At 71.3% G+C, this 19,177-nt stretch carries 18 protein-coding genes; 11 read left to right on the top strand and 7 right to left on the bottom strand.

The features are described 5' to 3' along the window. Positions 1 to 164: 164 nt before the first annotated feature. Entirely contained in the window at positions 165 to 1,082 is a 918-nt protein-coding gene (locus BT98_RS0121535; RefSeq protein WP_019462209.1) for a DMT family transporter, read from the bottom strand. Between the two features lie 261 nt (positions 1,083 to 1,343). On the opposite strand from BT98_RS0121535, the gene BT98_RS25600 reads away from it, so the two are divergent. The 4 genes from BT98_RS25600 (at position 1,344) to rutD (ending at position 6,639) form a co-directional block, all read left to right on the top strand. Beyond that, on the top strand, positions 1,344 to 2,810 hold the full coding sequence (locus BT98_RS25600) for an MFS transporter (protein ID WP_019462210.1): 1,467 nt from the start codon (positions 1,344 to 1,346) through the stop codon (positions 2,808 to 2,810). 316 nt (positions 2,811 to 3,126) lie between these two features. Further along, complete coding sequence (locus tag BT98_RS0121525) at positions 3,127 to 4,989, top strand: monovalent cation:proton antiporter-2 (CPA2) family protein (protein ID WP_019462211.1); 1,863 nt, start codon at positions 3,127 to 3,129, stop codon at positions 4,987 to 4,989. Positions 4,990 to 5,470: 481 nt separating this feature from the next. Then, positions 5,471 to 5,863 (top strand): pyrimidine utilization protein C, encoded by a 393-nt coding sequence (gene rutC / locus BT98_RS0121520; protein WP_019462212.1) that lies wholly within the window; start codon positions 5,471 to 5,473, stop codon positions 5,861 to 5,863. Beyond that, positions 5,860 to 6,639 carry a pyrimidine utilization protein D gene (gene rutD, locus BT98_RS0121515; RefSeq protein WP_019462213.1) on the top strand — a complete coding sequence of 260 codons (780 nt, stop codon included), beginning with the start codon at positions 5,860 to 5,862 and terminating at the stop codon, positions 6,637 to 6,639. Before rutC ends, rutD begins: the two co-directional genes overlap by 4 nt. A 48-nt stretch (positions 6,640 to 6,687) precedes the next feature. Here rutD and BT98_RS0121510 read toward each other — a convergent pair whose 3' ends face one another. Then, positions 6,688 to 7,992 (bottom strand): AmpG family muropeptide MFS transporter, encoded by a 1,305-nt coding sequence (locus BT98_RS0121510; protein WP_237719393.1) that lies wholly within the window; start codon positions 7,990 to 7,992, stop codon positions 6,688 to 6,690. A gap of 84 nt (positions 7,993 to 8,076) precedes the next feature. After that, the gene (locus BT98_RS0121505; protein ID WP_051004944.1) at positions 8,077 to 8,889 is read right to left on the bottom strand and encodes an EcsC family protein; all 813 of its coding nucleotides are present in this window, start codon (positions 8,887 to 8,889) and stop codon (positions 8,077 to 8,079) included. A gap of 409 nt (positions 8,890 to 9,298) precedes the next feature. Here BT98_RS0121505 and BT98_RS0121500 point away from each other — a divergent pair, with 409 nt between their 5' ends. Further along, positions 9,299 to 10,783 (top strand): lytic transglycosylase domain-containing protein, encoded by a 1,485-nt coding sequence (locus tag BT98_RS0121500; RefSeq protein WP_081798700.1) that lies wholly within the window; start codon positions 9,299 to 9,301, stop codon positions 10,781 to 10,783. Between the two features lie 105 nt (positions 10,784 to 10,888). Here BT98_RS0121500 and paaI read toward each other — a convergent pair whose 3' ends face one another. After that, entirely contained in the window at positions 10,889 to 11,335 is a 447-nt protein-coding gene (gene paaI / locus BT98_RS0121495; RefSeq protein ID WP_019462216.1) for a hydroxyphenylacetyl-CoA thioesterase PaaI, read from the bottom strand. Positions 11,336 to 11,466: 131 nt separating this feature from the next. Here paaI and BT98_RS0121490 point away from each other — a divergent pair, with 131 nt between their 5' ends. From BT98_RS0121490 to paaE, 6 genes are all read left to right on the top strand, one after another. Continuing rightward, positions 11,467 to 12,342 carry a PaaX family transcriptional regulator C-terminal domain-containing protein gene (locus BT98_RS0121490; RefSeq protein ID WP_026033398.1) on the top strand — a complete coding sequence of 292 codons (876 nt, stop codon included), beginning with the start codon at positions 11,467 to 11,469 and terminating at the stop codon, positions 12,340 to 12,342. A gap of 71 nt (positions 12,343 to 12,413) precedes the next feature. Further along, entirely contained in the window at positions 12,414 to 13,433 is a 1,020-nt protein-coding gene (gene paaA / locus BT98_RS0121485; protein ID WP_019462218.1) for a 1,2-phenylacetyl-CoA epoxidase subunit PaaA, read from the top strand. 16 nt (positions 13,434 to 13,449) lie between these two features. Then, positions 13,450 to 13,737: a 1,2-phenylacetyl-CoA epoxidase subunit PaaB gene (gene paaB / locus BT98_RS0121480; protein WP_019462219.1), complete on the top strand. Its 288-nt coding sequence runs from the start codon at positions 13,450 to 13,452 to the stop codon at positions 13,735 to 13,737. Between the two features lie 24 nt (positions 13,738 to 13,761). Beyond that, a complete protein-coding gene (gene paaC, locus BT98_RS0121475) occupies positions 13,762 to 14,541 on the top strand; it encodes a 1,2-phenylacetyl-CoA epoxidase subunit PaaC (RefSeq protein ID WP_019462220.1) in 780 nt (259 codons plus the stop codon). Continuing rightward, on the top strand, positions 14,538 to 15,032 hold the full coding sequence (paaD, locus tag BT98_RS0121470) for a 1,2-phenylacetyl-CoA epoxidase subunit PaaD (RefSeq protein ID WP_202801218.1): 495 nt from the start codon (positions 14,538 to 14,540) through the stop codon (positions 15,030 to 15,032). Before paaC ends, paaD begins: the two co-directional genes overlap by 4 nt. Positions 15,033 to 15,042: 10 nt before the next feature. Beyond that, the gene (gene paaE, locus BT98_RS0121465; RefSeq protein ID WP_019462222.1) at positions 15,043 to 16,131 is read left to right on the top strand and encodes a 1,2-phenylacetyl-CoA epoxidase subunit PaaE; all 1,089 of its coding nucleotides are present in this window, start codon (positions 15,043 to 15,045) and stop codon (positions 16,129 to 16,131) included. On the opposite strand, the gene BT98_RS0121460 is transcribed toward paaE, so the two are convergent. The 3 genes from BT98_RS0121460 to paaG all read right to left on the bottom strand — a co-directional run bounded on the left by BT98_RS0121460 (position 16,109) and on the right by paaG (position 19,090). Further along, on the bottom strand, positions 16,109 to 16,744 hold the full coding sequence (locus tag BT98_RS0121460; protein ID WP_019462223.1) for a TetR/AcrR family transcriptional regulator: 636 nt from the start codon (positions 16,742 to 16,744) through the stop codon (positions 16,109 to 16,111). The two genes, paaE and BT98_RS0121460, sit on opposite strands and share 23 nt — an antisense overlap. 160 nt (positions 16,745 to 16,904) lie before the next feature. Next, entirely contained in the window at positions 16,905 to 18,251 is a 1,347-nt protein-coding gene (gene paaK, locus BT98_RS0121455; protein ID WP_081798699.1) for a phenylacetate--CoA ligase PaaK, read from the bottom strand. 50 nt (positions 18,252 to 18,301) lie between these two features. Next, a complete protein-coding gene (paaG, locus tag BT98_RS0121450; RefSeq protein ID WP_019462225.1) occupies positions 18,302 to 19,090 on the bottom strand; it encodes a 2-(1,2-epoxy-1,2-dihydrophenyl)acetyl-CoA isomerase PaaG in 789 nt (262 codons plus the stop codon). Positions 19,091 to 19,177 lie beyond the last annotated feature (87 nt).

Genomic DNA, 19,177 nt, shown 5'->3' with positions numbered 1-19,177 from the left:
CGGGGGGAAAAGGCGGAGCCTTGTCCCCCGGGACGGCGCAACGCCAAAGCCGTGAAGCGCGGACCGGCAGCCGCCCGCGTCATCCCGGGCGGGCCGTATCGGGAGCCGGGCTCGGAAGGCCGGTTCGCCAAGGGCGAAGGGTTGCCGACGGCGGGCTGTCTTCCTCAGGCCCCCGCCAGCACCAGCAGCACCCCCGCCACCACCGTCACCGCCCCGATCACCTCCGAGCGGGTGAAGCTTTCCCGCAGGTAGAAGCGCCCCAGCGCCATGGTCATCAGGATCTCGACCTGTCCCACTGCCCGCACCAGCCCCAGCGGCGCCAGGGCGAAGCCGGTGAACCAGCAGGCCGAGCCCAGTGCCGAGAGTGCCCCCACCGGCGCCGCCTTGCGCCAGCCGCGGAAGACCGCGCGCAGATGTTCCGGCTCGCGCCACAGCATCCAGCCGCCCTGCATCAGCGATTGCAGCGTGGTCATCACCGTCAGCGCCACCAGCGCCCCGCGCACGGCGTCCGTGCCCGGAGGCAGCATCGCCATGGCCAGCTTGGTGAACATGCCGGTGGCGGCGAAGGCCAGTCCCGCCCCCAGGCCGCAGAGCGCCGCCGGCTGCACCGTGGCGCGCAGCAGGTCGCGCGGCCCGCTGGCCTTGCCCGCCAGCGAGAGCACCAGCACCCCCGCCACGCTGACCAGCACGCCGAGCCAGGCCAGAGGCCGCAGCACCTCACCCAGCACCAGCGTGCCCAGGATCGCCCCCTGCATCGCATCCGTCTTGCTGTAGGCGGTGCCGACCACGAAGTTGCGGTAGCCGAAGCTCATGATCAGCAGGTTGGTGCCGAGGATCTGCACCAGCCCGCCCACCAGCGCCCAGCCGAGGAAGCCCCAGCCCGGCCGCGGCATCCCGCCGCCCAGCAGCAGCCAGTGCAGCAGCAGCAGCGTCAGCGCCGTGGGCGCGCCATAGAGGAAGCGCACCAGTCCGGCGGCATTCACCGACATCGTGCCGCGCAGCCTCTGCTGCATCGCCGTGCGCCAGGACTGGAAGAAAGCGGCCCCGAGCGTCGCCGGCAGCCAGAAGACGGAAAGGATCACACGGACATCCAGCGGAAGGGGAGGCGGTGGCCCGCCATCCCGGCAGGCTAGGCAAATCGCGCGCCGCCAGGCATGGCCCGGGCCGGGACCCAGCCATCCGCGCCCGCCTGCCCCGTCCGGCCTGTCCGGGGCAGGCTGTCCCATCCTGCCCTGGCGAACCGCTCCTCCTCGGGAACCTTCGGCCATTTCGGCGTTTCCTATCCGGGCGGCACGTGCCAGGGAGGGCAGGGACCGCAAAGGCAAGGAGGGAGGACCGGACCGATGGAGGGACGCGCCAGCACCACCGCGGCGGCCAGTGGGAAGGCCAGCTTCGAGACGGACATCCCCGCGCGACTGGACCGCCTGCCCTGGTCGCGCTTCCACTGGCTGGTGGTCGTGGCGCTCGGCATCACCTGGATCCTGGACGGGCTGGAGGTCACCCTTGTCGGCTCGCTCGGCGGCGCCATCCACAACAGCCCCGTCCTGCGCCTGACCGAGACCCAGATCGGCCTCAGCGCCTCCGCCTACCTCATCGGCGCCGTCCTGGGCGCCCTCTTCTTCGGCCGCCTCACCGACAGCCTGGGCCGCAAGAAGCTCTTCACCGTCACCCTGCTGGTCTACATGGTGGCGACCATCGCGACGGGCTTCTCCTGGAATTTCTGGAGCTTCGCCTTCTTTCGCTTCCTCACCGGCGCGGGCATCGGCGGCGAGTACGCGGCGGTGAACTCCACCATCCAGGAGCTCATCCCCGCCCGCCGCCGCGGCGTCACCGACCTGGCGGTCAACGGCACCTTCTGGGCCGGCGCCGCCTTCGGTGCCCTGGGCGCGGTGGTGCTGCTCGACCCGCGCGTGATCGACCCGGAGATCGGCTGGCGCCTCGCCTTCGGCATCGGCGGCGCCCTGTCGCTCATCGTGCTCTTCCTGCGCCGCTGGATCCCCGAAAGCCCCCGCTGGCTGATGACCCATGGCCGGCAGCACGAGGCCGAGCGCATCGTCGGCGACATCGAGGACTGGGTGCGCGACAACCGCGGCCCGCTGCCGGCGGCGGAACACCGCACCATCCGCCTCACGCCCCGCACCCATACCAGCCTGCGGGAAGTCGCGGCGACCATGTTCCGCACCTATCCGGAGCGTTCGGTCCTGGGCATCGTGCTGATGGCCTGCCAGGCCTTCTGCTATAACGCGATCTTCTTCACCTATGCCCTGGTGCTCACCCGCTTCTATGGCATCGAGCCCAACCATATCGGCTGGTTCATGCTGCCCTTCGCGGTTGGCAACCTGATGGGGCCGCTGCTGCTCGGCCATTTCTTCGACAGCATCGGCCGCCGGCCGATGATCACCGCCACCTATGCCCTGTCCGGCATCCTGATGGCCGCCACCGGCTATGCCTTCGCCCAGGGCTGGCTTTCCGCCTGGGAGCAGACGGCGGCCTGGACGGTGATCTTCTTCTTCGCCTCCGCCGCCGCCTCGGCCGCCTATCTTACCGTGGGCGAGAGCTTCCCGCTGGAGATGCGCGCCATGGGCATCGCCCTCTTCTATGCCTTCGGCACCGGCATCGGCGGCGTCGCCGGCCCTGCGCTGTTCGGCGCGCTGATCGAAGGCGGGGCGCGCGACAACATCATGTGGGGCTACATGCTGGGCGCCGCGCTGATGCTGATCGCCGCCGCCACCGAATGGAAGCTGGGCTTCGCCGCCGAGCGCCGCTCGCTGGAGGATGTGGCGACGCCGCTGTCGCGGGCCGCGGAATAGCCGCCGCCGTCGCGGATCGCGGCTTTTCCCGTGCCGTTCGTCTTGCGGCATCCCCTGGGAAAGCGCCTCCTCTCCCGGCCTTCGGGCTTTCGCTGGTGTCTGTGGACGCTGTCAGGGCCATAGGTTACGCGGGAGGGCAGGCGCCCGCATCGCCTGTCCTCCTCCGCATCGCTGCCCGAGCGAAAAATGGGCAGCCTGAGCGGGGTGTGTCCGCTTGGCAGGCGGGCAACCTGGACTGCCACTGGCCTGTGGCTGGCCGCCCCGTGCCTCCGCCGCCTAAGCTGCGCCGGGGTACGTACGGAGGAGGATCGGGCGGATGATGGCGGAAGAAGGCTACGTCACGGATCTCGCCCCGGTCGTCATCCTGCTCGGGGCGGCGGTGGTGGCGGTCCCCGTCTTCCGCCGCCTGGGCCTGGGCTCCGTGCTCGGCTACCTCGCCGCCGGCCTCGCCATCGGCCCCTTCGGCCTGCGCTTGGTGGCGGAGCCGGGGGCCGTGCTGCACATCGCCGAGCTCGGCGTGGTCATGTTCCTCTTCATCATCGGGCTGGAGATGCAGCCCTCCCGTCTCTGGAGCCTGCGGCGGGAGATCTTCGGCCTCGGCGTCGCCCAGGTCTGTGCCTGCGGCGTCGTGCTGACCGCCATCCTGTGGCTCGCCGGCTTCGCCCCGGCCGTGGCCTTCGTGGCCGCCATGGGCTTCGTCCTCTCCTCCACCGCCATCGCCATGCAGGTGCTGGAGGAACGGGGCGAGGTCTCCACACCCGCCGGCCAGCGCATCGTTTCCATCCTGCTGCTGGAAGACCTGGCCATCGTGCCGCTCCTCGCCCTGGTCGCGATCCTCGCACCGGGCCATGAGGCGGAAGGCTCGCGCTGGGTTTCCGTCGGCCTCGCCCTGCTCTCGCTCGCCGCCCTGGTCGCGGCCGGCCGCTGGCTGCTGAACCCGATGTTCGCCCTGCTCGCCCGCGCCGGGGCGCGGGAGGTGATGACCGCCGCCGCCCTGCTCGTCGTCCTCGGCGCTGCGCTGGCCATGGAGCTCGGCGGCCTGTCCATGGCCATGGGTGCCTTCCTGGCCGGCGTGCTGCTCTCGGAATCCACCTTCCGCCACCAGCTCGAAACCGACATCGAGCCTTTCCGCGGCATCCTGCTCGGCCTCTTCTTCATGGGCGTCGGCATGAGCCTCGACCTCGGCGTGCTGCGCAGCGACGGGCTGCTGATCCTGGCCGGCGTGGTGCTGCTGATGCTGGCCAAGTCCGCCATGGTCTTCCTGGTCGCCCGCCTCTTCGGCGCCGGAACGCGGGAGGCCGTGCGCCGCGCCGCCGTGCTCGCCCAGGGCGGCGAGTTCGCCTTCGTCCTCTACGCCGCCGCCGGCGGCGCCGGGCTGGTCGATGCCCGCACCGGCGCCATGCTCACCGCCACCGTCATCCTCTCCATGGCGCTCACCCCGCTCGCCGTGCTGCTGGCGGAGCGGTGGCCGGAACGCGACGCCCCCTCGATGGAGGGCATCGAGCGCGCCGAATCCCTGCACGGCGACGCGCTGATCATCGGCTTCGGCCGCTTCGGCCAGGTCGCCAGCCAGGCCCTGCTGGCGCGCGGCTTCACCGTCTCCACCATCGAGACCGATGTGGAGATGATCCGCGCCGCCGCCCGCTTCGGCTTCCAGGTCTACTACGGCGACGGCACCCGCCTCGACGTGCTGCGCACCTCCGGCGCCGGCCGCGCCCGCGCCATCCTGGTCTGCACCGCCGACCGCGCCACCACCGACCGCATCGTCACCCTGGCGCAGGAGGAATTCCCCCAGGCCAGGCTCTATGTCCGCGCCTATGACCGCGGCCATACGCTGGATCTCATCAAGCGCGACGTGGCCTTCGAGGTCCGAGAGACCTTCGACGCCGCGCTCGCCATGGGCCGCGCCGCGCTGGAGGGGCTGGACGTACCGGAGGAGGAGGCCGCCGGGATCACCGACGACGTCCGCCGCCGTGACCGCCAGCGCCTCGACATCCAGCTCTGCGATGGTCTGCTGGCCGGGCGGGAACTCATGTACGGCAACCGCCCCGTCCCCGGCCCGCTGATCCCGCCCCGCCGCACCGGCCAGCCCCTCAACCCCGAGGCCGAGGCCGCCATGCGCGCCGCCGAGAACGCCCGCGCCGCGGAGGATGCCCAGGAGACTGGAACCGGACGCTGATCCGTGCTTCAGGGCTTTGGCGTTGCGCCGTCCCGGGGGAAAGGCGCTGCCTTTCCCCCGGACCCCCTATCCGCCAGGACCCTGCGGGCCCTGGACCCGATGAGTTGGTTCTCGCTGTGGCCGGATCGCGCCGGAGAGCATGGCTCTCCGGCGGACTGCCGATGCCACCCGCGCGGACACGATGTCTTTCTATTCGGGTGCCCCGCGTCGCCACCTGCTCCCAGGGATCAAGCCGCAGGCTGGCGGCCACCATGGAGAGCCAACGCAAGCCCCGGGGTCCGGGGACCGGCTTCGGTCCCTGGCGGAGTGGGGGTCCGGGCGGAGAGGCGGCGCCTCTCCCCCGGGGCGGCTGCCAGCACGGCACGGTCAGGAAAGGCCGTCCTCCGCGTGAACCCGGTCGCATGCCCGGGACAGGCGATGGCATGCGGCTTGCGTGGCATTCGCCGGCCGACCGGCCATCCGGAACGAGGAAACCCGTGCCATGCCCATCAAGCCTGTCATCCCCGCCGGTTCCGGCAAGCCGCTGGCGCCTTATTCCCCCGGCGCCATGGCGCATGGCGTGCTCTACGTCTCCGGCACGCTGCCCTTCGACAAGGACAACAACGTGGTCCATATCGGCGATGCCGCCGCCCAGGCACGCCACGTGCTGGAAACCATCAAGGGTGTGGTCGAGGCCGCCGGCGGCACCATGGCCGACATTGCCATGAACCATATCTTTCTCACCGACTGGGCGAACTACGGCGCCATCAATGCCGTCTATGCGGAGTACTTCCCCGGGGACAAACCCGCCCGCTATTGCATCCAATGCGGGCTGGTGAAGCCCGACGCCCTGGTCGAGATCGCCAGCGTGGCCCATATCGGCCACCCTGCGTGACGGCGCTCCGCCACGAGGTCACCGGCAGGCCCGGCGCCGCGGCGGTGGTCCTGTCCGCCGGCCTTGGCGGCCTCGCCGGCTTCTGGAAGCCGCAGCGCGCCGCGCTGGAGGAACATCTCCAGGTCGTGGCCTTCGACCAGCGCGGCACGGGAAGCAACGCCGGGCCCCTGCCGGGTGCCTATGCCATCGCCGACATGGCCGATGACGTGGTGCGGGTTCTCGACGCCGCCGGCATCGCCCGTGCCCATTTCCTGGGCCACGCCCTGGGTGGCCTGGTCGGCCTCGAACTCGCCCGCCGCCATCCCGGACGCCTCGCCCGCCTCGTCGCGGTCAATGCCTGGGCGAAGGTGGAGCCGCATTCCGAGCGCTGCTTCGACATCCGCCTCGGCATCCTGGAAGCGCAGGGTCCTGCCGCCTATGTCGCGGCCCAGCCTCTCTTCCTGCATACCGCCCCTTACATGGCGGAGCATTCCGGCAGGATGGATGCCGAGATCGCCCGGGGCATCGCCGGCTTCCAGGGCGAGCGCAACCTCCGCCGCCGCATCGCCGCCCTCCGCGCCTTCGATGCCCGCGCCGACCTACCTGCCATCGCCGCGCCCACCCTGGTCGCGGCCTCCCGCGACGACCTGCTGGTGCCCTGGACCGCCTCCCGCCACCTCGCCGAAGCCCTGCCCGATGCGAGGCTCTGGCTCACGGAGCACGGCGGCCATGCCTTCACCGTGGAGCAGCCGGAACCCTTCAACCAAGTGCTGCTGGACTTCCTGCTGGCGGGCTGATGGCCTCCGACCGTTGAAAGGCAGCGCCTGCCCCTGGGGGCCGCCTCGCTATTCCGCCGCTTCCGCCGCCACCGCGGCCTTCGGCGGTGGCGGCAGGCGGCGCAGCAAATAGAGCATCAGCACCATGGCCGGCAGCGCGGCCAGGGTGGTCGTGATGAAGAAACTCTCCCAGCCCAGCCGGGCGGCGAGCCAGCCGGAGGAGCCACCGATCGTGTGCAGCGGCAGGGCCGCCAGCGAGGACAGCAGGGCATACTGGGTCGCCGTGAAGGACCGCCTGGTCAGGCTGCCGAGATAGGTGAGGAAGGCCGCATCGGCGAGGCCGCCGGTCACGTTCTCCACCCCCACCTGCAGCCACAGCATCCCCATGTCGTGCCCGGCCCGCGCCAGGGCCACATACATCAGGTTGGACAGCATCTGCCCCAGCCCGGTGACCACCAGCGCCTTGGCCACGCCGATGCGCCGGATCAGCCAGCCGCCCGCCAGCGCGCCCAGCAGCGTGGCGAAGAGCCCGAAGACCGAGGAGACCTGCGCCACGTCGAGGCGCGAGAAGCCGAGTTCGCGGTAGAAGGGCGTGGTCATCACATGCGCCAGCGCCTCCCCCAGCTTGTACAGCGCGACAAAGCCCAGGATGGCCTGCCAGGCCGGGCGACGCATGAAGTCCAGGAACGGGTCCACCATGCCCGAGCGCATCCGCCGGGCCCAGGGCAGCGCCCGCAGCGCCACCTCCGCCGGTCGTGGCGCGAAGCCGGTGGCGACGAAGCCCACCATCAGGATCAGCGCCGCGCACATCGCATAGGCCCCGGCCCATCCGGCGAAGCCCACCGTGGCCAGCGCCCCGGCCCCCGCCACCAGCAGCGCGCCGCGATAACCCCAGACATAGCAGGCCAGCCCGTAGCCCTGCTGCGTCTCCTCCAGCACCTCGATGCGGTAGGCGTCGATGACGATGTCCTGCGAGGCGGACAGGAAGGCCACCAGCACGGCGAGCGCCGCCATCCAGCCCGGATGCTCCACCGGATCGGTCAGCCCCACGCCCAGGATGGCCAGCGCCAGAAGCGGCTGGATCGTCCCCAGCCAGCCGCGCCGCCGCCCCCAGCGCCGGAACAGCGGTGGCGGCGCCTGGTCCAGAAGCGGCGACCACAGGAACTTCAGCGAATAGGACAGGCCGATCAGCGCCGTCAGTCCGATGGCGGTCAGGTCCACCTGCGACTCGGCCATCCATTGGCGAAGGACGAAGGCGGTCAGCGGAAAAGGAAGCCCGGCGGAAAAGCCGAGCGCCAGCATGACAAGGAAGCGGCGGTCGATGATCTTCACCGCCCCAGCCTGCCCCAACCCGCGCGCCGCTGGAAGCGCCACGCCGCGCCATCCATCGCGCGGCTGTCCGGACCAGGGCGGGTGTGGCTGTTCCGGCCGCCGGAACAGCCTGCGGGACGCGGCCTCTTACGCCGCCATGCGCGCGTCCCTCAGCGCCTCGTAGGCCTCCCGCACCGTGGCGGGCCCATGTGCCCGCTCCAGCCGCCGCACGGTGAAATGCGCCCGCGCCACGTTCCGGAAATGCTCCAGGAAGGAAATGTTGATCGCCGCCCCGGCCGCGGCCCCCAGCACCGGCACCGCCTGGGCCGAGAGCTTCAGTCCCACCGCGGCGGCGAAGCGCCCGGCGATCCGCGCCAGGAAGCCCGGCATCACCGCAGCGCCCAGGTTGGTCACCGCATTCGGCAACACCTGCGCCAGGGCGATGCGGGCGGCGAAGTAGCTGCTCTGGGCCGGGTCCTCGTCCAGGTCCTCGCTGCCCAGGGCGAAGACCTTCAGGCATTCCGCCTGCACCATCGGGTCGGTGAGGTCCTCGCCCTGTTCCGCCGCCTCGGAGGCGATCTGGCGCAGCAGGATGGTGGTGGTGACCGGCAGTTCCGTCAGGGTTCCCGCCAGGCCGAAGGCCCCGCCCGCGACGCCGGAGGCCGCCGCCAGCCCGCGATGCAGCCAGTCCGGCGCCAGCCCATGCGGCGCCCGCCCGGGCCTGGAGCGCAGCGCCGCCTTCCAGGCGGCCTCGATCGCCCGCCGCACGGCGCCATCCACGCCCGACTGCACGAATTCCGGCAACCGGCGCTTCAGCGCGGAAACGGGCGTGCCCGCCATCGCCGCCATGCGGGCGGCGATGGATGGGTTCTCCAGGATCCGCACGGCTCCGGCCAGTTCGGCGCGGGCCTCGGGGGTGAGCGGCGCGGCGGTGAGGGCGGTGGAAGGGGATGTGTTCATCTCGGCATGCAAATGGCCCTGGCGCCCCCCGGTTTCAGCAGGCCGCGCCGGCGAAACCCGGTTTTCGCAATCCCTCTCCCCACGGCTCCCGTGTCCCGCCGGCCACGCCGCCCCACCGTTCCGCTTCCGCACCTCCGCCGCGGCGGCCCCCGTGCCGTCCGCCACGCCTTGTTGATGCCGCGATCCCGGTGCATGCGGAGGAGGATGGGTGCCGAGGGGGAACGAGTCGTCGCCTGTGGGCTGTGGCCTTGCCGCAACCATTCCGAAGCCATTCCCCCGCTATAGCCTGTCCCGGGAGCGGGACCGCGCCACGAGCCGTCCCATGGCCCGTGGTCCTTCCCGGCGCCCGTTCCCCCGACGATCCGGGGGATCGTCGGGTTTGACCATTGGGGGAGGTCATCGGAGGACCATGGCGAGACGCGCGCTCTCCCTGTTGCCGCTCCTGCTGCTGCTCTCGGCCTGCGGCCCGCCCGCCTATACCAGCCGCTTCGTCTGGGACGGCCGGCGCGGCTATGACGGCAACGGCGACTACGGCTACGACACCGCCGCGGCCGGGGCCTCCCGCGCCGAGGCCAGCAGCTATCTCTCCCACGCCGCGCGTTCCTACCGCGCGCCCGGGCCCGAGGGCGATCCCTGGGGCCCGCATGTCCGCGAGGCCGCCAGCCGCTTCGCGATCCCGGAACGCTGGATCCGCGAGGTCATGCGCCAGGAATCCGCCGGCAATCCCACCGCCACCAGCCGGGTCGGTGCCATGGGGCTGATGCAGGTGATGCCCGCCACCTACGACATCCTGCGATCCCGCTACGGCCTGGGCTCCGACCCCTACGAGCCGCGCAGCAACATCATGGCCGGCGCCGCCTATATCCGCGAGATGTCGGACCAGTTCGGTGCCCCGGCCTTCCTCGCCGCCTACAATGCCGGGCCGCAGCGCCTTTCCGACTACCTTGCCGGCAACTCCGAACTGCCGGGCGAGACGATCAACTACCTCGCCCGCATCGCCCCGCGCCTGGGCACGGAGGTCGCCATGACCGGCCCGCTCGCCGGCTTCGCCACCGGCTCGGGCACGGCCTATGCCTATAACGACCCGGCCAACCGCGCCTATGACGGTGGCGGGCTGGTCACCGCCTCTGCCCCGACGGGCAGTTACACCGGCATGGGCGGCGCCTCCCAGGCCGGCCGCGCCCCGGCCGGCACCCGCCTGGCCAGTGCTCGCCGCCCGGCCACGGGTGCCTACGCCACCCCCGGCTACGCCTCCGCGCCACCCGGCCCTGCGGCGGAGGACCCCGCCAACCGCGCCTATGAGGGCGGCGGCCTGGTCACGGGTGGCGGCGCCTATGCCTATGACGACCCGGCCAACCGCGCCTTCGACGGCGGCGGCCTCGTCACCGCCTCCACCCCGACCGGCAACCGGACCGGGGAGGAGGGAAGCAGCCCGGTGATCCCGGCCGCCTACGCGGTCCGGGAATCCGCCTACGCCTCTCCGCCTCCAGCCCTGTATCCGAACGTCCCCACGGAGTCCCGCGGTTCCCTCCCGTCCTGGACCGGCACCGCCCAGGCCGCCGAGGCACCGCCGGTGCAGCGCCCGGCCGCCGCGCCTCCGGGCACCCTGGCCCTGCCGGCCCGCTATGGTGGTGGCATGGGGGGAGGGGGCGGCTGGGGCATCCAGGTCGGCGCCTTCCCCGACCCCGCCATCTCCCGTGCCGCGCTTTCCGTCGCCCGGTCGCGCACCGGCGGCCTGCTGGCCAGCGCCCGGGACAGCATTACCCCGGTCAGCCATAACGGCACGCTCTACCGCGCCCGCCTGACCGGCCTTTCCGCCGATGGCGCCGGAAGTGCCTGCCAGCGCCTCCAGGGCAGCGGCATGCCCTGCTTCACCGTTCCGCCGGGCTCCTGAACGCTTCCGGCGCCTGGCGGCGCACGGATGACCGGTTCGGGGGCGCGTTTTTGCCTTTGCTCCCGGGGACGCGGCGCCGGCGGGGAAACCTTCCCGGGAGGTGTCCTATTCCCCGCCCAGCATGCTGCCGCCGACGGTGCGGGACTGGCCCCGGAAGGTGGCGACGACCTGCTCCTGCTCGTCCAGCACCAGGACATCGTAGATCCCGCTGCGCCCGGCCTCGGCGAGGCGCCGGGCGCGGGCGGTCAGCACCGTGCCGGCCGTGACGGGGCGGATGTAGTGGATGGTGCAGGACTGGCCGACCGTGAGGCGGTCGAAGCTGTTGCAGGCACAGGCGAAGGCCGAATCCGCCAGGGTGAAGATGAAGCCGCCGTGGCAGTTCTGGTGGCCGTTCAGCATGTGCGGCACGATCCGCATCGACAGTTCCGCCTCGCCGGGCGCCACGCGCAGCAGCCGCATGCCGAGGCCGCTGCTGGCCGGATCGCGCTCCAGCATGGCGGCGACGCACCGTTCCGCCAGGCGCTGCGCCGGGTCCTGCGCTTCCATCTCCATTCCGGTTCCTCCTGGCGTCGTTTTCACCGGTCGCCCGGTCAGGGATACTCTGCGCGTCCGGCCAGGGCGGGACAAGACGGCCGCGATCCGGCCGGTTCCGTGCCGGCCCCGCGCTGGCTATGCAGGGGGAGATGTCCTCCCCGTTCCTCGAACCGATCCTGCGCCACCTGAACAGCGAGCCGTCGCGCACCTGGTCGTTGGTCATCACCTTCTACGGCGACGCCATCCTGCCGCGCGGCGGCTCCGTGGGGCTGCAGACCCTGGCCGAAGTCCTTGGTGGGATGGGGGTCAACGATGCCGCCGTGCGGGCCGCCGTGTCGCGCCTCGCGGCGGATGGCTGGCTGGAGCGGCGGCGGCTGGGACGGAACAGCTTCTACCGCCTCGCGGAAAAGGGCGCGGGAACCTTTGCCGAGGCGGCGCGGCGCATCTACGGCCCGCATGCGGCCGGGGTGGAGGATGACCGCTTGCGCCTGCTCCTCCTGCCGCCGGAGATGGCGCGGGAGCCGGCGCGCGAGGCGCTGCGGGCGGCAGGCTATGGCGCCGCGCTGCCGGATCTCTGGCTGGCGCCCTGGGACCGGACGGTTCCCGCCGAGGCCCGGACCGCGATCGCGCTGGAGGCGCGGGCGGGAACGGCGGAGGCGAGGCGGCTGGCTGCCCTGGCCTGGGACCTGGAGGGTATCGCCGCCAGCTACCGGCGCTTCCTGGAACCCTTCGGAGAGGTGTCGGGGCGCATGCCGGAGGCCGGGCTCCCGGGGCTGGAGTCGCTGGTGGCGCGGCTGCTGCTGATCCATGAATACCGCCGCGTGGTGCTGCGCGATCCGTTCCTGCCGCACGGCATGTTGCCGGCGGACTGGCCAGGCGGGGAGGCGCGGCGGGCCTGCGCCGATCTTTACGCCCGGCTCCTGCCTGCCTCCGAGGCCTGGCTCGATGCCCATGCGGCGGACGAGGACGGGCCGCTGCCCGCGCCGGGAGCGGAACTCTGGCGGCGCTTCCGCGATGACATGTGACGAATAATCCTTGAAGACATAAATTCCGTCACATATGATCCTCCCAACCAAGGACGTCAGGGAGGCCGGCCATGTACACGCAGGCGCTCAACCAGAAGGACGAGCCGCGCGACATCCCCCTGCTGGAGGATGCCGGGGCGGCTGCGCGCTTCCAGGCGCGTGTCGATGCGGAGGAGCGCATCGAGCCGAACGACTGGATGCCCGAGGCCTATCGCCGGACGCTGGTCCGGCAGATCTCCCAGCACGCGCATTCCGAGATCGTCGGCATGCTGCCGGAAGGCAACTGGATCACCCGCGCCCCCTCCCTGCGCCGCAAGGCCGCGCTGCTGGCCAAGGTCCAGGACGAATGCGGCCACGGCCTCTACCTCTACGCCGCCGCCGAGACGCTGGGCGTGACGCGGGAGGAGCTGACGGAGCAGCTTCTCGCCGGCAAGGCCAAGTATTCCTCGATCTTCAACTATCCGACCCTCACCTGGGCGGATATCGGCGCGATCGGCTGGCTGGTGGACGGCGCGGCGATCATGAACCAGATCCCGCTCTGCCGCTGCTCCTACGGCCCCTATGCCCGCGCCATGATCCGCGTCTGCAAGGAGGAAAGCTTCCACCAGCGCCAGGGCTACGAGATCATGCTGACGCTGTGCCGCGGCTCCGGGGAGCAGAAGGCCATGGCGCAGGACGCGCTGGACCGCTGGTGGTGGCCCTGCCTGATGATGTTCGGCCCGCCGGATGCGGCCAGCCAGCATTCCGACCAGTCCACGCGCTGGAAGATCAAGCGCTTCTCCAATGACGAACTGCGACAGCGCTTCGTCGATGCCACCGTGCCGCAGGCGCGGTATCTCGGCCTGGTCATCCCCGATCCGGAGCTGCGCTTCGTGCCGCCCCCGGCCGATGCCCCGGAAGGCGCGCAGGGCCACTGGCAGTATGGCGCGATCGACTGGGCGGAGTTCAAGCAGGTCCTGGCCGGCAACGGCCCCTGCAACCGCGAGCGCCTGGCCGCGCGCAACAAGGCGCATCGCGAGGGCGCCTGGGTGCGGGAGGCCGCGCTGGCCCATGCGGCCAAGCGCAGCGCACGCCGCCGCGCCGCGGCCTGAGCGGAGGGAGGAAGCCATGAAGGAACAGGCCACGCCTCTTTGGGAGGTCTTCATCCGCAGCCGCAACGGCCTGTCGCACAAGCATGTCGGCTCGCTGCACGCGGCGGATGCCACGCTGGCGCTGCAGGCGGCGCGGGACGTCTATACGCGGCGGGGGGAAGGGCTCTCGGTCTGGGTCGTGCCTTCCAGCGCCATCACCGCCTCCGACCCCTCGGAGAAGGGCATGATGTTCGAGCCCACCGCCTCCAAGATCTACCGGCACCCGACCTTCTACGAGGTGCCGGACGAGGTCGGGCATATGTGACGCGGCGGGGGGAAGGAAGCACACATGGCCACGAGTTCGATCCGTGTCCGCGAGACGCCGCCGGTGCTCCATGCCCTGCGCCGGGCGGATGACGCGCTGGTCCTGGGCCATCGCCTGTCGGAATGGTGCGGCCACGCGCCGATGCCGGAAGAGGACATGGCGCTGGCCAACATCGCCCTCGACCTGATCGGCCAGGCGCGCTCGCTCTACGCCCATGCGGCGGTGCTGGGCGACGAGGGGCATGACGAGGACGGCTTCGCCTATCTGCGGGAGTCCGGCCAGTACCGGAACCTGTTGCTGGTGGAGCAGCCGAACGGCGATTTCGCGCGGACCATCCTGCGGCAGTTCCTCTATTCCGCCTTCGCCGATCCCTATTGGCGGGCAATGATGCGCTCCGCCGACCCCACGCTCGCCGCCATCGCCGCGAAGTCGGAGAAGGAGAGCGCCTATCACCTGCGCCACAGCGCGGAATGGGTGATCCGCCTGGGTGACGGCACCGCCGAGAGCCATGCCCGCGCCGCCGAGGCGCTGGCGCTGCTCTGGCCCTATACCGGCGAGATGTTCGAGGCCGATGCGGCCGAGCGCGCGCTGATCGAGGCGGGTGTGGCGGTGGACCCGGCCACGCTGCGCGGGACCTGGCTGGCGACGGTGCGGGAGGTGCTGGAACAGGCGACGCTGTCCATGCCCGCGCCGGAGGCCTGGATGCAGAGCGGCGGCCGCAGCGGCCGGCACAGCGAGCATCTGGGGCACCTGCTGGCGGAGATGCAGCATCTCCAGCGCACCTATCCGGGCGCCGTGTGGTGAGTGCCGCGGAAACCCTGCGCGACCGTGCCCTGCGCGCCGCGGCGGAGGTGGTGGACCCGGAGATCCCCGTCCTCACCATCGCCGACCTGGGCGTGCTGCGCGACGTGCGGGAGGTGGATGGTGCGGTGGAGGTGCTGATCACCCCGACCTATTCCGGCTGCCCGGCGATGAACATGATCGCGGTGGAGGTGGAGATGGCGCTGGAGCGCGCGGGCATTCCGCGGGCGCGCGTGCGCACGGTGCTGTCCCCCGCCTGGACCACGGACTGGATGACCGAGGAAGGGCGGCAGAAGCTGCACGACTACGGCATCGCCCCGCCCGGCCGGACAGGCGGGCGGCGTGCCCTGTTCGGGGAGGAGGATGAGGTGGCCTGCCCGCGATGCGGCTCCGCGCGCACGGAGCGGATCGCGGAATTCGGCTCCACCTCCTGCAAGGCGCTGTGGCGCTGCCTCGCCTGCCGCGAGCCCTTCGACCATTTCCGCTGCCACTGAGGACGCTTTCATGTCGAGCAGCCTGCCGCGCTTCCACAGCCTCCGCGTCGCGGACCTGCGGCGCGAGACGCCGGATGCCGTCTCCATCGCCTTCGAGGTGCCCGAGGCGCTGAAGCCGCTCTACGGCTTCAGGCCGGGCCAGTACCTGACGCTCCGGCGGGACTTCGAGGGCGAGGAGGTCCGCCGCTCCTATTCCATCTGCTCCGGCCCCGATGACGGGGAACTGCGCATCGCCGTGAAGCGCGTGGAGGGTGGCAGCTTCTCCGGCTGGTGCAACACGGCGCTGCGGGCGGGCGATGCGCTGGAGGTGATGGTACCGACCGGCCGCTTCGGCATCGCGCCGGAGCCGGGGGAGGCGCGTCTGCATCTCGGCTTCGCGGCAGGGTCGGGCATCACGCCGATCCTTTCGATCATCCGCTTCCTGCTGGCACGGGAGCCACGCAGCCGCTTCTTCCTTTTCTACGGCAACCGCACCGCTGGCGACATGCTGTTCCGCGAGGCGCTGGAGGAGCTGAAGGACCGTTTCCTCGAACGCTTCTCCGTCTTCCATGTCCTGTCGCAGGAGGAGCAGGACCTGCCGATCCTGAACGGACGGCTGGATGGGGAGAAGGTGCGCCTGCTGCTGCGCCACCTCGTGCCAGCCGCGGGCGTGGACCATGCCTTCCTGTGCGGCCCCGCCGGGATGAGCGAGGATGTCGCCGCCACGCTGCGCGAACTCGGCATCCCGGAGGAGCGCGTGCATGTGGAGCGCTTCGTCTCCGCCTTCGACGGCCGCCCGCGCCGTGCGGTGGTGCCGAAGCCCGCCCAGGACGCACCGCCCGCGCACACCGCCGCGCTGATCGTCGATGGCAAGCGGCGCGAGGTGCCCGTGGCCGAGGGCGAGGCCGTGCTCGACGCCGCGCTGCGGGCGGGGATGGACCTGCCCTATGCCTGCAAGGGCGGCATGTGCAGCACCTGCCGCGCCCGGGTAGTGGAGGGCACGGTGGAGATGGAAGTCAACTACTCGCTGGAGCCCTGGGAGATCGAGGCCGGCTATGCCCTGACCTGCCAGGCGCGCCCCACCAGCGCGCGCGTGGTCATCGACTACGATCAGATGTGACGAGTTCCGGCAAGGCCATCTTGCTGGGAGCGCCATCCAGCACGAGGCCGACCGCGAGGCGGGCATAGTCCTCCCGCCCGAGCGGGCCGCCGGGGCGGAACCACATGTAGTTCCAGTTCAGCATGCCGAAGAGCGACATCGTGAGCGGCTTCAGCAGCAGCCGGTTGCCGGCGAGGTCCGGCCTCGCCGCCAGCAGCGCCTCGGCGAAGACCGCGACGAGGCGGCGTTCCAGCGCCACCAGCTCGCGCTTCTTCTCCTCCGGCAGCAGGCGCAACTGCCCGATCTGCACCTGATGCGCCGCATCCGCGCCGGCATAGGCGCCGAGCAGCGCCACGGCGAGGTCCTCCAGATAGCGGCGCGGCGGCGCCCCGGGCTGCGGCGAGACGGCCTCCACCACCTCCACCAGCTCCTCCAGGTGGAAGCGGATGATGTCGTGCAGCAGTTCCAGCTTGTCGCGGTAGTAGTGGTAGAGCAGCGCCTTCGACACGCCGCAGGCCTGGGCGATCATGCTGGTCGAGGCGCGGTCATAGCCGTGCTCGGCGAAAAGCCGCGCGGAGCGGTCCAGGATCGCACGGCGCTTGTCGTCATGGTCGGATGCGCGCGGGCGGCTCATCGGCAATTCCTGCTGCGGATCGGGACACCGGCCGGAATCCGGCCTGGGTCCTGTCGTGTCAAGCTTCCGGCCGCGCCGCCATGGCCGGGAGAGGGCAACGCCTCCCCGGTGGCGGGGGGAGGCAAGGCCTCTCCCGCGGGGCTGTCGCGAAAACGCACCCCTATCCCCGCCGGTCGATCACGCGGCGGATCTTGCCGATGGAACGTTCCAGCGTGCCGGGCTGTTCCACCACGACGCGGGTGGTGATGCCGACCATGTTCTTGATCAGGCGGACGATCTCCCCGGCCTCGTGCAACATGCCCTCGCCGTCCCAGTAGCCGCCCTGGCATTCCACATGCACCGCCATCTGGTCGAGCCGCCCCTCGCGCGTCAGGTGGATCTGGAAATGCCCGCTGCACCAGTTCTGGCCGAGCAGGATCTCCTCGATCTGGGACGGGAAGACGTTCACGCCGCGCAGGATGATCATGTCGTCGCTGCGGCCGGTGATCTTCTCCATCCGCCGCATGCCGGGCCGCGCCGTGCCGGGGAGGAGGCGCGTGAGGTCCCGGGTGCGGTAGCGGATGACGGGCATCCCCTCCTTGGTCAGGGTGGTGAAGACCAGCTCGCCCTTCTCGCCATCGGGCAGCACCGCGCCGGTGCGGGGGTCGATCACCTCGGGCAGGAAATGGTCCTCCCAGACATGCAGCCCGTCCTTGGTTTCCACACATTCCTGCGCCACGCCGGGTCCCATGACCTCGGACAGGCCGTAGATGTCCACCGCCTGCATGTCGAAGGCCTGCTCGATCTGCTGGCGCATCGCGTTGGTCCAGGGCTCGGCGCCGAAGATGCCGATCCGCAGCGAGCTCTGCCGTGGGTCGAGGCCCTGGCGGTGGAACTCGTCCAGCAGCGCCAGCATGTAGCTGGGCGTGACCATGATGATCCCGGGCCGGAAGTCGTTGATGAGCTGCACCTGCCGCTCGGTCATGCCGCCGGAGACCGGCACCACGGTACAGCCGAGCCGCTCGCCGCCGGCATGGGCGCCGAGCCCGCCGGTGAAGAGCCCGTAGCCATAGGCGTTGTGCAGCATCATCCCCGGCCGCCCGCCGGCGGCATGGATGGAGCGCGCCATCAGGTCGGCCCAGCGGTCCAGGTCCCCCTGGGTATAGCCGACCACGATCGGCTTGCCCGTGGTGCCGGAGGAGCCGTGCAACCGTGCGATCCGGTCCCGCGGCACGGCCAGCATGCCGAAGGGATAGGTGTCGCGCAGGTCGGTCTTCACCGTGAAGGGGAATTTCGCGAGGTCCGGCAGGTCCCGGAAGTCGCGCGGATGCACGCCCGCGGCGTCGAACTTCGCGCGGTAGAAAGGGACGTTCTCATAAACGTGGTGCAGCGTCCGCGCGAGGCGCTCGCGTTGCAGCGCCTGGATCTCGGCCCGGCTGGCGCCTTCCACCGCGTGCAGGAACGGGACGGGGGCAGCGCTGCCGGACGGTTCCGTGGCCAAAGGGGTGCTCAGGCTTGGGGCGCTCATGGTTTCCGTTCCTCCAGGGGCCTCTTGGCGAGGGCCATTGTCGCGAAAGCCTATCCGGCGCGGCCGGTGAAGCGCGGCGGCCGCTTCTCCAGGAAGGCGCGCACGCCCTCGGCGTAATCCGGCGTTCGCCCGGCCCGGCGCTGCAGGTCGCGCTCCAGGTCGAGCTGCGCGGCGAGCGTGTTGGTGGCGGAGGACTCCAGCGCCTGCTTGGTCAGGGCCAGGCCCTGGGTCGGCTGGGTGGCCAGACGCGCCGCCAGGGCCTCGGCCTCCGGCATCAGCGCCTCGTCCGGCAGCGCGCGCCAGATCATGCCCCAGGCCTCGGCCTGTCGTGCCTCGACGGGTTCGCCCAGCAGCATCAGCGCGCGGGTCCGTGCCTCGCCCACCAGGCGCGGCAGGGTATGGGTGCCGCCGGAATCCGGGACCAGGCCGATGCGGGCGAAGGCCTGGATGAACTTCGCCGAATGCGCCGCCAGCACGATGTCGCAGGCCAGGGCGATATTGGCCCCGGCCCCCGCCGCCACGCCGTTGACGGCGCAGACCACCGGCTTGGGCAGGCCGCGCAGCCGGCGCACCAGGGGGTTGTAGAGGCGCTCCAGCGTATCGCCGAGATCGGGCGGTCCGTCCTCGCCCCGCCGGTCGCCGAGATCCTGCCCGGCGCAGAAGCCGCGACCGGCGCCGGTCAGCAGCACGGCGCGGCAATCGGCATCGGCGGCGGCCCCGTCCAGCGCCGCGGCCAGGGCGGCGTGCAGTTCCTCGTTGAAGGCGTTGAGCTTGTCCGGGCGGTGGAGCGTGATCTTCCGCCAGCCTCCCCGGTTCTCGACCAGCACCGTGTCGCTCATCGACGCGTCTCCCCCCTATGATGGCGCGGGCTTATGCCGCCCGTGACCATTTTCCTGTTTTATTGACCGTCTGGACGGTCGATTAAC

This window comes from Roseomonas mucosa ATCC BAA-692, assembly GCF_000622225.1.
Lineage (GTDB): Bacteria > Pseudomonadota > Alphaproteobacteria > Acetobacterales > Acetobacteraceae > Roseomonas > Roseomonas mucosa.
Note: the sequence above shows the minus strand (reverse complement) of the source record. Positions and strands in the feature narration are given on the sequence as shown.

Coding starts and splice junctions, on each gene's coding strand:
- BT98_RS25600 (WP_019462210.1), top strand. CDS start 1,344: ATGGAGGGACGCGCCAGCACCACCGCGGCGGCCAGTGGGAAGGCCAGC.
- BT98_RS0121500 (WP_081798700.1), top strand. CDS start 9,299: ATGGCGAGACGCGCGCTCTCCCTGTTGCCGCTCCTGCTGCTGCTCTCG.
- paaA (WP_019462218.1), top strand. CDS start 12,414: ATGTACACGCAGGCGCTCAACCAGAAGGACGAGCCGCGCGACATCCCC.
- BT98_RS0121505 (WP_051004944.1), bottom strand. CDS start 8,889: ATGAACACATCCCCTTCCACCGCCCTCACCGCCGCGCCGCTCACCCCC.
- paaK (WP_081798699.1), bottom strand. CDS start 18,251: ATGAGCGCCCCAAGCCTGAGCACCCCTTTGGCCACGGAACCGTCCGGC.
- paaI (WP_019462216.1), bottom strand. CDS start 11,335: ATGGAGATGGAAGCGCAGGACCCGGCGCAGCGCCTGGCGGAACGGTGC.
- BT98_RS0121460 (WP_019462223.1), bottom strand. CDS start 16,744: ATGAGCCGCCCGCGCGCATCCGACCATGACGACAAGCGCCGTGCGATC.
- rutC (WP_019462212.1), top strand. CDS start 5,471: ATGCCCATCAAGCCTGTCATCCCCGCCGGTTCCGGCAAGCCGCTGGCG.
- BT98_RS0121490 (WP_026033398.1), top strand. CDS start 11,467: ATGTCCTCCCCGTTCCTCGAACCGATCCTGCGCCACCTGAACAGCGAG.
- paaG (WP_019462225.1), bottom strand. CDS start 19,090: ATGAGCGACACGGTGCTGGTCGAGAACCGGGGAGGCTGGCGGAAGATC.
- BT98_RS0121525 (WP_019462211.1), top strand. CDS start 3,127: ATGATGGCGGAAGAAGGCTACGTCACGGATCTCGCCCCGGTCGTCATC.
- paaC (WP_019462220.1), top strand. CDS start 13,762: ATGGCCACGAGTTCGATCCGTGTCCGCGAGACGCCGCCGGTGCTCCAT.
- paaB (WP_019462219.1), top strand. CDS start 13,450: ATGAAGGAACAGGCCACGCCTCTTTGGGAGGTCTTCATCCGCAGCCGC.
- paaE (WP_019462222.1), top strand. CDS start 15,043: ATGTCGAGCAGCCTGCCGCGCTTCCACAGCCTCCGCGTCGCGGACCTG.